Origin of the sequence: Citrobacter sp. Cpo074 (assembly GCF_030332745.1) — a bacterium.
Lineage (GTDB): Bacteria > Pseudomonadota > Gammaproteobacteria > Enterobacterales > Enterobacteriaceae > Citrobacter > Citrobacter portucalensis.
Map to the genome: position 1 here is coordinate 843,104 of NZ_JAOWHG010000027.1, position 12,945 is coordinate 856,048.

At 45.8% G+C, this 12,945-nt stretch carries 9 protein-coding genes and 1 pseudogene; 7 read left to right on the plus strand and 3 right to left on the minus strand.

Features of this window, described 5'->3' with window-relative positions:
* The first annotated feature begins 34 nt into the window (after nt 1-34).
* The 3 genes and pseudogenes from OGX83_RS08660 (at nt 35) to OGX83_RS08670 (ending at nt 4,199) form a co-directional block, all read left to right on the plus strand.
* Nucleotides 35-637 (plus strand): annotated as a pseudogene (locus OGX83_RS08660) (tyrosine-type recombinase/integrase).
* 235 nt (nt 638-872) lie between these two features.
* The gene (locus tag OGX83_RS08665) at nt 873-3,362 is read left to right on the plus strand and encodes a hypothetical protein (protein ID WP_286587805.1); all 2,490 of its coding nucleotides are present in this window, start codon (nt 873-875) and stop codon (nt 3,360-3,362) included.
* 261 nt (nt 3,363-3,623) lie between these two features.
* Entirely contained in the window at nt 3,624-4,199 is a 576-nt protein-coding gene (locus OGX83_RS08670) for a hypothetical protein (protein ID WP_286587807.1), read from the plus strand.
* A 614-nt stretch (nt 4,200-4,813) separates the two neighbouring features.
* Here the strand turns inward: OGX83_RS08670 and OGX83_RS08675 are convergent.
* The 3 genes from OGX83_RS08675 to OGX83_RS08685 all read right to left on the minus strand — a co-directional run bounded on the left by OGX83_RS08675 (nt 4,814) and on the right by OGX83_RS08685 (nt 7,853).
* Nucleotides 4,814-5,890: a hypothetical protein gene (locus OGX83_RS08675; protein ID WP_286587809.1), complete on the minus strand. Its 1,077-nt coding sequence runs from the start codon at nt 5,888-5,890 to the stop codon at nt 4,814-4,816.
* Between the two features lie 247 nt (nt 5,891-6,137).
* Nucleotides 6,138-7,010, minus strand: a complete 873-nt coding sequence (locus OGX83_RS08680) for a hypothetical protein (RefSeq protein WP_103285023.1) — start codon at nt 7,008-7,010, stop codon at nt 6,138-6,140.
* 621 nt (nt 7,011-7,631) lie between these two features.
* The gene (locus OGX83_RS08685) at nt 7,632-7,853 is read right to left on the minus strand and encodes a hypothetical protein (RefSeq protein ID WP_286587811.1); all 222 of its coding nucleotides are present in this window, start codon (nt 7,851-7,853) and stop codon (nt 7,632-7,634) included.
* Between the two features lie 97 nt (nt 7,854-7,950).
* Here OGX83_RS08685 and OGX83_RS08690 point away from each other — a divergent pair, with 97 nt between their 5' ends.
* From OGX83_RS08690 to OGX83_RS08705, 4 genes are all read left to right on the plus strand, one after another.
* Nucleotides 7,951-8,178, plus strand: coding sequence for a hypothetical protein (locus OGX83_RS08690; protein WP_234095939.1), 228 nt, complete (start codon nt 7,951-7,953; stop codon nt 8,176-8,178).
* An 80-nt stretch (nt 8,179-8,258) separates the two neighbouring features.
* Nucleotides 8,259-9,575: a shikimate transporter gene (gene shiA / locus OGX83_RS08695; protein WP_003832199.1), complete on the plus strand. Its 1,317-nt coding sequence runs from the start codon at nt 8,259-8,261 to the stop codon at nt 9,573-9,575.
* A 118-nt stretch (nt 9,576-9,693) separates the two neighbouring features.
* Complete coding sequence (locus OGX83_RS08700; protein WP_032942969.1) at nt 9,694-11,148, plus strand: AMP nucleosidase; 1,455 nt, start codon at nt 9,694-9,696, stop codon at nt 11,146-11,148.
* Nucleotides 11,149-11,163: 15 nt separating this feature from the next.
* The gene (locus tag OGX83_RS08705) at nt 11,164-12,942 is read left to right on the plus strand and encodes an aminopeptidase P family protein (RefSeq protein WP_286587814.1); all 1,779 of its coding nucleotides are present in this window, start codon (nt 11,164-11,166) and stop codon (nt 12,940-12,942) included.
* Nucleotides 12,943-12,945: the final 3 nt, after the last annotated feature.

Consider the following 12,945-nt stretch of genomic DNA (forward strand, 5'->3'; position numbering starts at 1 on the left):
ATACTCAAATCTCCCCATTGCAGGAGATTTGAGTATGAACACGTCACCGTGGAACAAAGACCGTATCATCGGCCAAAAAAGACCACTTCAGATATCTCATATCTGGGTGATCAGAATCAGGCTTGAACTTGAAGGTAAAACGCGCGACCTGAATCTGTTCAATATGACCCAGGACAGTAAGCTTCGGGGCTATGATCTGGTCAAACTCAAAGTATCTGATGGCGCATATGGTAGCTCTGTTTCAAGCAGAGCAACGGTGTTGCAACAGAAAACCGGTAGCCCTGCGCAATTTGAGATAACCAAAGGGACAAGAGAAGTTGTTGCCGCATTGATAAAGCTTGGCAATTTGCGCAGTAAAGACTTCTTGTTCCGGTCTCGGGTCGGTACTGATCAGCACATCTTAACCCGCCAATACAATCGAATTTTTCATGAGTGGGTAGCAAAGCTTGGTCTCGAAGATTCGCTTTAAAGTATACATTCCATGAGAAGAACAAAACCTTACCTGATCTACAAGAAAACTAAGAATCTTCGGGTAATCCAACTTCTGTTGGGCCATAAGAAACTGGAAAACACAGCCCGTTATCTGGGCATTGAAGTCGATGATGTGTTAGAGATCTCTGAATCGATTGAAGTCTAGGACTGTCAGGGCTGCAACAGCAGCCCTGTGCCAAATGCGGACGTTATTAACTGAACGCAAATTTAATTCTAGGCGTAGATCAGTAGCCTCTTTTTCCATACAACATAATGCTTAAACCATTTTTAAACGGCAGGTAAATCAAAGTAGAATGCTGGTAAACGCTCAGTTAAGCGGTGCGTGACAAATCAATTATGCAACCTCAAGGTGAACGCATTATATTCTGACAGGAAGAATTATGGCTCATATCAGCGCCGTCGTAACCCTACGACCAATTCGATTCGCATTCCTCGTTAAACCCAATGATAGTAAACGGTTACTGGAAATCTTCCAAATAAACACATGCCTTTGGGGCGGTAAATTTAACCCTATAATTCCAATTTTTGGCCATGTGCCTAAATGGTGGGATAGGGATGACTACAAACCTGAGAGCGCTTTGCAGATCGTCAATGGCTATCTTGATGCTTTCGAACCTGATTTCCTTGTAGAAGCTGAAGCAGGGCTGGCTAAAGGGCTTGGCTATGATCCAGACCGAATACTGCAACTTTCAGCCATGCTAAGGCGATCTAACGAACCGCGAGGCCAAGTTGGGCTTGATGTCTTCGATCTATATAAAGATCTGTATAAGAAGCAATTCCAATTCGTGCGTCGACATGAGCACAATATCGTGGAACTAATACCTCGGACGAATGCATTGAAATCGTTTTGTGCTTGCCTAGCCGGCAGCTTCCCTGAGGATGAAGACCTTAAATATTTTGGCCAAGGATTCTGTGATGCTTTTGATCCCAAACAGGTTGAACTATCTCCAGAAGCTCTAGCAGAGCTGTACAATGAAGGATTTAATTCCGCACTACAAATCGGTCACTCGAATATTGAGATTAATTATCAAGATCATACTGATCCAACACTCTTCGTCATGGATGCACAGGACTCGCGCGATCTAATTGACTACTGGAATCTTCGTGCAGTAAGGAGGAATGTCCGCCCCATCCCAATCCAATGGCTCGATGTGCTTTCCCCGTATTGTAGAGAATACATAGAACATTGCTACCGACCGCTTCGAGGAAATCCACATGGCGTAATGACCCATGCTAATGTGTTGTTTGCAAGGTCCCTCACTTCTGCTGCCATCGAACAACTGTATGCTGACTACTTGCGTGTGGATCGTGATGGGGCAAACGTCCGACAAGATTGGTACCCTCCAATTTGGCGTCCGTCCCCACATTTTGCCGTTCGTAATACGCGCCCCATTCTCTCTGCAGGAGAGAAAACGTTCGACATACAAATTGATGATGACCGAACCGAAGTTCGGTTTGACAATCTCTATCCAGATTTCGCTGAGAGATATGCTGCCAGCAACGCTCGCTGGGCAAACGTTGTGAGATTTAAAGATTGGTTAAATTCAAGCCGAGTCGCAACCGTTTTTCCCTGTGATTATCGGTCACCAAAGATCTCTCGTTTTCATGCGTTACAGGGAAAAATTTTGTCTACGACTGAAGGTTTTGTTACCTTTTGTAAGTACAAAAATATATCTGACCTATGGCGTCTAAGTGATGGCACAACTGCGATAAGTGAATGGCTAAAAAATAATGGAGTCGAAAGCCAAATCTCTGATGCAGGGCAAGCTACACAGCAAATTATTAATACACTCGGAGGCTTCAGGGGAATTAGTAGTTTTGCCCATGCAGAGGTAGTGAAACTTCTCAATAAAATTTCGCGACGGCCCATTTCACCCTCGATTCAATACCAAGAATTTCAGAATAAAATTAAAAATGTGGTGAAGGGTGATATATGGCGAAATAAAAATGCAGAAACTTTAGTTGAGCTTGGTGCTGTTGAGCTTGGCTTAGAACTAAAATGTGCAAAATGTTCTACTTGGGGGTGGCACGCGCTACGCGAACTGGATCATGTAGTAGCATGCGGCCTTTGCCTAAATAAGTTCAGCTTTCCAACGATCGATCCAAGTTCGAGTCAGTTGTCCCGTTGGGCTTACAGGCTGATAGGCCCCTTTGCCCTTCCCGATTATGCTCGTGGGGGGTACGCTGCGTCCCTAACGCTAAGATTTCTTGCCAACACATTTGCAAGCCACGATACCACCATTACATGGTCAACCGGTCAAATACTGACATTGGCCCCAAAACAAAATATTGAAGCAGACCTAATACTCTGGCACCAACGCAAAGTTTTCAATGGGCTGGATCACCACGCAGAACTCGTATTTGGAGAGGCAAAAAGCTTTAGGGGCGAGAATTCTGAAGAGAAAAAAGTAGTTGTGGATGCATTTGAAGTCGAAGATGTTGAGAGAATGAAACAACTTGCTATCCGCTTCCCTGGCGCAATTTTGGTTTTTGCGACCATGAAGCAGGCAGGCGATCTTTCTCCGGCCGAAATTCAGCGGATTACAAAACTCGCTTCTTGGGGGCGTGAATATATCCACGAGCGTCGACAAACAAGGGCTCCTGTAATCCTCCTAACTGGCCTAGAGCTGTTCGCACCATATTCGCTTTCTCAAGCCTGGGATACTGCAGGTGGCCGCCATGCTGAAATTGGAAAGGGACACTTCAGCTATACAGATAATCTTCGCATTCTGGCCGATATGACACAGCAGCTATATCTTAACATGCCGTCATATAGCGAATGGTTACGAGCAAAGTGGGAAAAAAGAAATCAGCGTCGTCAGGTACGACAAGCTGCTGCGGTGCCTATACGAGATGCTGAAGATCATTAATGTAACCCAAGAGTGTGGAAAATCGGATGCTAAATCCTCCGGTTTTCCGCATGAGCACAATGTCTGCTCCTCGCTCAAAGCAGACCCTTCATGCCAGAAGTAGACTTAAAAAGTACTTATTTTGGAACTGATTATAAAGATCTATATTTTATATTGACGTATATAGCTCGCGCAAGCACTATATAATCATAGAGGAATGCATGGCTTCTTGAAGTATGCTATTCTTACCTAAGTCATCCGAGCTAAAACAAGGATATTATAATGGCATTACCGATTGAATACAGAAATGAAAGAGTAGAATATTTAGAACAAGAAGCAAATAAATATCAAGCACATGAATTGTGGAACCTAACAAACGAGGATTTTATGCTCTTAGGTCAATATATACAGATGTATTGTTTTATAGAGCTAAATATGCATAGATTGTTTAATAAACTTGAGTCAACGGGAATTATTAAAACAAAACCAAAGGATAAGGTGAACATTCCATATATTTTAGGCAAGCTCATAGCGTTAGTGAGTGAAGACCTTATTGAGTCTTCTAAAGTTGATGAGGTTAAAGGAAAACTACAAGAAATAAAATATCGCAGAGATTATAGAAATATCTTTGCACATTGGGCTGCAAAAAGAATACCTAATGAAGATGGAATGATTTTTTTTGCAAGTGATGCCCACGATTATAAAAAAGTTTTTGGAGGGAAAATTAATGCTAACGTTGCTGCTTATGTTATTTTCGATGTGGCAGACATTCGTGGGTTAGTTGTACACCTCAGTAGCTATGAAGAATGGATAGCTCATTTTTATGCTGAGATATACGAGAAGTATAGTAAACATTGATAGCTAAATTAATGTAAGTTCTTTCCTTTTTCTTTTTGAAAATTCTAGTTAATGCCCCTTTAAAAGACATCGCTAATGTTTTTGGCTTTCATTATCATTATTAGGCTGCACATAGTTGAAATGAAAAACTATAAGTGAAAGCATAAAAACCAAGTGTTAATTTTTATACCAATTATTTTTATTACATTCAATATGGGATATTGTTGAACCGTAACCAATAAACCAGTTAAGTAAAAATTATGTCTGCTCCTCGCTCAAAGCAGACCTTCATTTCATTCTGAAGGTCTGCTGAGTGCCAGGAGCGGACATTGGTAATGTTTTTCTATATGATCAAAGTCCCCTTTTTTAGGCTTTATATGAACTTTAATTTTAGAAAAAATCCAAGCTGGTTTTGCCTTAAATTAACTTAGGGCTCGATATTTGCAATCAGTAACCATATGCCCTAAATAAATTTAAAGTGCCATATGCAGGGGGGATAATTGTCCTTAGATAGTAGTTTCGATAGATACATCAAACAATTATTTTAAACAATATTAAAAGTTGAAGGGCTATCGGCTGATAACTAGCTGTATGTTAGTCGTAGCTGATTCTCCAAAAAAGCTAGGATTAACAGATTAGATTGACAACTTGTTTTTTAGGTTGACAGAGAATGTTTTTTCTAATTTATTTTTTGAAAACGTAATGCTATCCAGTTCAGTATATAAATCACAGTATATCCTAAACCGTTTATAGGAAGAGTATTCTTCAATATGCTCTAGAAAAAGCTGGATTATACTTGAAATTCCTGCTTTTTGTGGCGTGACTACAGCCTTTGAAATATCACCTAAAGAAAGCTTTCGTTTGAACAAAGAAGGTTTTTTAAAACTACTCTTAAGCAATTTATCCCATGATTCATTCCATTCGTCAATTATTTCTTTCTTATTCCTAAGTCCCTTGCTTCGAATTATTTCTGAGCTGTATAACGATCCGCTAGATCGTAATTCCTTATAATCCTCTCTAATTTTGGCAATGACCTCGATTGAATGTTCTTGGCTTAATGATTGATCGATGACTAATGATAGAAATGGCGGAATATTTTCTAGGTAATCATTAAATTGTTCACCGACAGCTACTGACACAGTTTTTATCATCGATTGATAATGGACATTCAGTTCGTTAATTTTATTTAAGTGAAAAGGTGGTTCTTTTATTTGAAATAGATCTATGTCACGAAGTGACAATGGGAGGATCGCACAACACTCTGTAAGTTCAGTAATTTCATTAATTAAAGACAACTGCCACAGCCTTAACAATGAAAATGACATGAAATTTTCACTTACCATTTCATCAAAATCTTCTGGACTGCAATATCCAGTATGTTGAGAAAACCATAAGTAATCATCTTTTTTTAAAGCGTTTATATCAGGGATATTAAGTGATAAATCTATTGTCAGTCCATTGCACAGATCATCGGAGTTTATGAGAGCATTTGATTTAACATATTCAAATATAGATCGGTTGGGGTCAAGTTTTTTTAATATACCTTCCTCTTTATATCTTTCTGGAATAATGACAGTGTCAAACATTATGTATGCATCTAAAAAACCAGAAACGCGTGACATGAGCTCTGAAGACCATTCAGCTGTATATCTGCGAGGCGTGACCCAATACAAAAATGCATCAACTGACCAAAAGGGAAGGGTTGTTTTCATGTCACTCCAAAAATTTTAGAAAGTTATTAGAGATCTTACTTGTTATGTTATACCTCTACCCGATTTAATCAGCAACTAAGTAGTTGTTGTTTTTGTAACCATTTTGTTAATTTAATACTCTGGATCTTGGCTATTGATAATCAGAGGCAACTTCCATCCTCGCTTATAGAAGACCTTCATGCCTAGCCACTTAGTGCCAGAAGCGGAAGTAGCTAATAAAATTAGTGTGGATCAACAGGGGAGCAGGTCAATGCCATTTAGGTTCACTATTAGGATAGAATGTCTTTTTCACCCACTCCCAGCGATACTCATCTATAACATAGACCTGCCACCAATTCTGGCTCATCTCATGAGATACTTGGTTTAATTCATCCATTTCTTTTTCTGTAATAGGCAATGTAAGTAAGGGACTTGCATCCTTTATTAAAGGAATGACCACCATATCTGATTCCTCATTAATGACTCGTTCTTGTTGAAAGAGAAGACCAGCTAAGGAAATTGTCCATAGGAACATAAGCACAACTAAAACCAATAAATATTTTGTAATTTGTTTACCAATGGGAAGCTTCGCCTTGAGACTAACGATAAGCATGATAGTGGCAAAAACCAGTGCGAACTTGAGAAGGTCTTGCGCTTGGTTCCATAGACTTAATCCTTCGTAGTCTGGTTTTATTTTCGATTCCAATTCAGCACTTCTGAGCGCGAGGTAGTATGCCTCGACAACACTTTGTGCCATTGGGTACTTTCGAATTAGCGCGAGTTGCTGAGCTTCTGACATTGTCTTAGTGGCAAGTAAGGCGGGGTTATAAGAAACATATGGAGGAATGTTGCTGACAAGGCTAGTAATCGGCCCGTTTAGAAGAAACATGCAACTAACGAGCATAATAATTGAAATAGCAGGCACTAACTTCGTTAGGCCATATGGTTCAAGGATCGTGCGAGTACTTTCAAGCTTATCTCCGTATTTTTTCATTCCTGATAAAATTTTCTGTAACGAACTGGTGGTACCGGCAGGGTGAAAGAAACGAGCCATAAAATATGCAAGGCCACAAATTCCCAGAGGGGGCCAGGAAAATGACCAAATGTCTTGCACCATTTTTATTATGTCACTGAATTGCACAAGCTCTCCTTGGATCTTAGTAGTCGATAATGGTCTGACCTGCTTCTCGTTGTTCCACACTGAATGCAGTTAGCAATACCTGTTGATCACTCAGAGCAGTCCCTCTGTCACAAGCGTATCCGCTCCGTGCAAAAGCGGCATTATCTAATAGGATATTGCGCGGATCAACGGGACGCAGATCAAATAGCTGTTATTGACGCATGATGCAAATACCCCGCAAGGGCGGGGTTTGAACGAAGCTACAATCTTTTAATCAGGTTCACAATCTTGGCTGGTTCAAAGTAATACGGATTAACTTCATCATTCATGAGAAAACTATCTAATAAGACAAAGTGTCCACTATCTTACTCCTGAGTTAAGATTGAGGTTCATAAAGCACAAACTCCGTAGAAGGAGGGTATTAGACTGCAGGTCGGACGCGCTATTTATTATACATCGTTCATGTGAAGACGCCCCATTCTCTTTTAGAAATCCTCTTGCATAGGGATTATGTTACCTGAAAACGAACTTCCGTTCCTCGCTCAAAGTTGCCCCTCAGCTCCACGACAGGTGCGTAGTAAACCCATCCGTGTAAGTGCACAATTTTCATGTGTCACTAAAGCAGTGTGTTCCCATCAACATTCAGTCAGCTTTATACGCCTGCCACTCGCGCCAGACATTCTCAGGATCAATATCGCGGTAGCCACGCTCTCTGATTATATCCTCGGCTGCTTCGGCTGGCAGGCGGATGGCTGTAGCACCATCACGAATGGACTCAACCTCATAGCGGGTCAATTCCCGTCCTATGTCCTGTTCTTTATCAATCAGAACTACGATCAACGCAGGGATAAAAACAACCTTCATACTGATAAGCCTCTGAAATGTTCGCATGCCACTGTATCACTGACAGTTTTGATATAGTTCAGTAATCGTTAATTTATTACCAGGACAGGAATCATTCATGACATTACAAATCCGTGAAGCCACACCTGCCGACGCGATGTTGCTTAATACGCTGGGCTACCGCATCTACTGCGCACACTTTGAACAAAAGGCAACAATTTTTGAACACCCTGCTTTCGAGCGGTTTTTTTGCTTTTCTGTTTTCTCATTCATCTTATTTTTCATGTTGCCATCAGATGAGGGAGATAATCGTTTTCACTTCCCGTCTGTCGCGGTAATCTCATAACGGTCGTTAATATTGCGACTGCAATGTGTGTAACCCAACTCAAATACTAATAACTAAAAAACAGTACAGACAGGATAACTATGGATTCCTCCCTCACCTCCACGGGTCCCCAACAGGACGCCTCTTCACTTAACCGCGCCCGACGCGCTGCGCTTGGTAGCTTCGCGGGTGCCGTGGTCGACTGGTATGATTTTCTGCTTTACGGCATCACTGCCGCACTGGTCTTTAACCGCGAGTTCTTCCCGCAAGTCAGCCCGGCGATGGGGACACTTGCCGCATTTGCCACCTTTGGCGTCGGATTCTTGTTCCGCCCGCTAGGCGGGGTGATCTTCGGCCACTTCGGCGATCGCCTGGGGCGTAAACGTATGCTGATGCTCACCGTCTGGATGATGGGGATCGCCACTGCACTGATAGGGATTATTCCTTCCTTTGACACCATTGGCTGGTGGGCTCCCGTTCTGCTGGTGACGCTGCGTGCTATTCAGGGATTCGCCGTTGGCGGTGAATGGGGCGGCGCGGCGTTGCTCTCGGTCGAAAGCGCGCCGAAAAATAAAAAAGCCTTCTACAGCAGCGGTGTTCAGGTCGGTTATGGCGTCGGGCTACTGCTTTCTACCGGTCTGGTCTCGCTGATTAGCTCGCAAACCACCGATGAGCAGTTCCTGAGTTGGGGCTGGCGTATTCCATTCCTGTTCAGCATCGTGCTGGTATTGGGCGCGTTATGGATGCGTAACCGAATGGATGAATCAGCCGAATTCGAACAGCAGCAGCAGGCACCGCAACCAGAGAAAAAGAGACTACCGGTAGTCGAGGCGTTAATCCGTCATCCAGGTGCCTTTTTGAAAATTATCGCTCTGCGCCTGTGTGAACTGCTGACGATGTATATCGTCACTGCGTTTGCTCTAAATTACTCCACGCAGAATCTGGGCTTACCCCGTGAACTGTTTCTGAATATCGGCTTGTTGGTGGGAGGGCTGAGCTGTCTGACCATCCCCTGCTTTGCCTGGCTCGCCGACCGTTTTGGTCGCCGGCGCGTTTACATTACCGGCGCACTGGTCGGGACGCTCAGCGCATTCCCGTTCTTTATGGCGTTAGAAGCGCAATCCATTTTCTGGATCGTTTTCTTCGCGATTATGTTGGCCAACATTGCACACGATATGGTGGTCTGCGTGCAGCAACCTATGTTTACCGGTTTGTTTGGCGCAAGCTATCGCTACAGCGGCGCAGGCGTTGGTTATCAGGTAGCAAGCGTGGTTGGCGGCGGTTTTACCCCCTTCATTGCTGCTGCGCTGGTAACATTCTCCGGCGGAGACTGGCACAGTGTGGCCATTTATCTGATGGCGGGTTGTCTTATTTCCGCCACTACAGCATTGCTGATGCGGGATAAGCAGCACGGTTAAGCCCGGGTGCGGAGGCCGTCCGGTCTTCGCACAATCTTCCTCAACGTCTGACTTTTGTTTCACATTCCTGTGACATACTATCGGGAGAGCAGTACATCTGTGGAACAAGGAGACAGACATGAACAATAAGGGCTCCAGCCTGACCCCAGCTCAGGCACTGGATAAACTGGACGCGCTGTACGAGCAGTCGGTAAAAGCACTGCGTAGCGCCATTGGTAAGTATATTGAAACAGGGACGCTCCCTGACGTAATCGCCCGCCATAACGGTCTTTTTGTTTACCCATCACTGTGTGTCACCTGGGATGGCAGCGCCACCAATCCCCCTAAAACCCGCGCCTATGGTCGTTTTACCCATGCGGGCTGCTACACCACTACGATTACCCGTCCGTCGCTTTTTCGTCCGTATCTTGAAGAACAACTCACGCTGCTGTATCAGGATTATGATGCGCATATCTCCGTTGAGCCGTCGCAGCATGAAATCCCCTATCCGTATGTCATTGACGGTTCTGAACTGACGCTCGACCGCTCGATGAGTGCCGGCCTAACGCGCCACTTCCCCACAACCGAGCTGTCACAGATTGGCGATGAAACAGCCGACGGTACCTATCATCCGGCGGAATTCTCCCCGTTGTCGCACTTCGACGCCCGACGAGTAGATTTTTCGCTGGCGCGACTGCGCCACTACACGGGAACACCGGTTGAACATTTTCAGCCGTTTGTGCTGTTCACCAACTACACCCGCTACGTCGATGAGTTTGTGCGTTGGGGTTGCAGCCAGATCCTCGACCCGGACAGCCCGTATATCGCGCTTTCTTGTGCGGGCGGGATCTGGATCACCGCTGAAACTGAAGCGCCTGAAGAAGCGATCTCCGATCTCGCCTGGAAGAAACACCAGATGCCCGCCTGGCATTTAATCACCGCCGACGGTCAGGGGATCACGCTGGTCAATATCGGCGTTGGCCCGTCTAACGCCAAAACCATTTGCGATCATCTGGCCGTACTGCGTCCTGACGTCTGGCTGATGATTGGTCACTGTGGCGGACTGCGTGAAAGCCAGGCGATTGGCGACTATGTTCTGGCCCACGCTTATCTGCGTGACGACCACGTGCTGGATGCAGTTCTACCGCCAGATATTCCAATTCCGAGCATCGCGGAAGTGCAGCGCGCACTGTATGACGCTACCAAAGAAGTCAGCGGTATGCCCGGCGAAGAGGTTAAACAACGCCTGCGTACCGGTACCGTCGTCACCACTGACGATCGCAACTGGGAGCTACGCTATTCCGCTTCTGCGCTACGCTTTAACCTCAGCCGCGCGGTGGCTATCGATATGGAAAGTGCCACCATCGCCGCCCAAGGATATCGTTTCCGCGTTCCGTACGGCACGCTGCTGTGCGTTTCCGACAAGCCGCTGCACGGTGAGATCAAACTGCCTGGTCAGGCCAACCGTTTTTATGAAGGTGCCATTTCTGAGCATCTGCAAATAGGTATCCGGGCTATCGATCGTTTGCGTGCTGAAGGCGACCGACTGCACTCCCGTAAATTACGTACATTCAACGAACCGCCGTTCCGTTAAGACCTGAAGGTAACTATGCACAACTCAACTCCTCTTTCCGCCCTGCGCAACCTGCTGATAGCGCAGGGGCTGGATGGCATGATTGTTCCGCGCGCCGATGCTCATCAAAGTGAAGATTGTACGCCGCATGACAATAAACTAGCCTGGCTGACCGGTTTTAGCGGCTCTGCTGGCCTCGCGTTGGTCCTTCGGGATCGCGCGTTAATGTTTGTCGATGGACGCTATCAGGTCCAGGTACGCAATGAAGTCTCGCTGGATGATTTTGAAATTCATCATTTACACGATGAGCCGCTGGCCGACTATTTGCAGTCTCATGTTGCAGCAGGTAAACGTATCGGCTTTGAACCAATGCTGATGGTCAATAGTCAGTTTGAAGCACTGTCGGCAACCCACTGCGAGCTGGTGCCTCTTGAGCAAGATCCTTTTGACCAGGTATGGCTAGACCGCCCGGCAGCACCCTGCGGCATCATTCGTGAAATGCCCATTGAAATCAGCGGGGAAAGCAGCACGCAAAAGCGTGCCCGCGTCGTGGAACAACTCGCTCAACACCAGGCTGACGTGCTGGCAATTACTCTGCCGGATAACATTGCCTGGTTATTGAATGTGCGTGGTTCGGATCTGTCCATGGTACCAGTGCCGTTTTCGTTTGCCCTGCTCCATCGCAGCGGTGAGCTGGAATGGTTTGTGGATAGCAATAAAACGCAACAGCTCCCCGCATCACTGCTGGATACGCTTACTCTGGCCCCGCAAGAGAATTTTCTGACTCGCTGCCAGCAATTAGCTAATGGGAAGCGTTTCCTGGTCGATAAAGACTACGCCCCGGTCGCATTGCGTTTTGCCATTGAAGAACACGGTGGCAACGTTCTTTGGGCGCCCGATCCCATCACTCTGATGAAATCCCACAAAAATGACGTTGAACTGGCAGGCTATCGGGAATGCCATGAACAAGATGGCGCAGCCTGGGTAAACTTCCTTGCCTGGCTGGCCCATGAAGTTCCTTTGCGCGAAGCGGCAGGCAATCCGGTCACCGAGCTGGAAGCGCAGGCCAAGCAACTGGAATTTCGCCAGCAGCAGCCGGGATTTATCGAGCAAAGTTTCAGCACGATTTCGGCCTCTGCCAGCAATGCCGCAATGTGCCATTACCACTCCAGTGAAAAAACCAATACGCCAATTACCTCGCAGGCCATGTATCTGAATGATTCCGGTGGCCAGTACCACAATGGTACGACGGATACGACGCGTACCCTCGCATTTGGCCCACAGGACCCGCAACGTCGCCTGCATTACACCGCCGTGTTGAAAGGCTTTTTGTCGCTAATTTCGCTGCAGTTTCCCAGCGGGACTCAGGGCCATCAACTGGATGCTTTTAGTCGCCGGGCGTTGTGGGAGCTGGGTCTGGATTTTGATCATGGCACGGGACACGGCGTGGGTCACCAGTTGCTTATTCATGAGCAGCCACATCGCATTGCCAAAAAAGTAAACCCGTGGCCACTGGTCGCAGGCAACATCATCACCATCGAGCCGGGTTATTATCTGGCCGGACAATATGGGATCCGTATTGAGAATCAGGTGGAGATTATCAACAGTCGTCCTGGTTTCTGTCGTTTCTCAACGCTGACGCTGGTACCGATTGATTTGAATCTGGTCGAACTGCATCTGCTGAGTGATGCTGAGAAACAGTGGATTGATGATTACCACCAGCAGGTCAGAGAGACGCTATCCCCGCGCGTGAACGCAGAGGCTCGTCCCTGGCTGTTCGCCGCCACCGCACCGATTCGCATTCAGGCTAATTAATGC

Coding starts and splice junctions, on each gene's coding strand:
- OGX83_RS08665 (WP_286587805.1), top strand. CDS start 873: ATGGCTCATATCAGCGCCGTCGTAACCCTACGACCAATTCGATTCGCA.
- OGX83_RS08670 (WP_286587807.1), top strand. CDS start 3,624: ATGGCATTACCGATTGAATACAGAAATGAAAGAGTAGAATATTTAGAA.
- OGX83_RS08675 (WP_286587809.1), bottom strand. CDS start 5,890: ATGAAAACAACCCTTCCCTTTTGGTCAGTTGATGCATTTTTGTATTGG.
- OGX83_RS08685 (WP_286587811.1), bottom strand. CDS start 7,853: ATGAAGGTTGTTTTTATCCCTGCGTTGATCGTAGTTCTGATTGATAAA.
- OGX83_RS08690 (WP_234095939.1), top strand. CDS start 7,951: ATGACATTACAAATCCGTGAAGCCACACCTGCCGACGCGATGTTGCTT.
- shiA (WP_003832199.1), top strand. CDS start 8,259: ATGGATTCCTCCCTCACCTCCACGGGTCCCCAACAGGACGCCTCTTCA.
- OGX83_RS08700 (WP_032942969.1), top strand. CDS start 9,694: ATGAACAATAAGGGCTCCAGCCTGACCCCAGCTCAGGCACTGGATAAA.
- OGX83_RS08705 (WP_286587814.1), top strand. CDS start 11,164: ATGCACAACTCAACTCCTCTTTCCGCCCTGCGCAACCTGCTGATAGCG.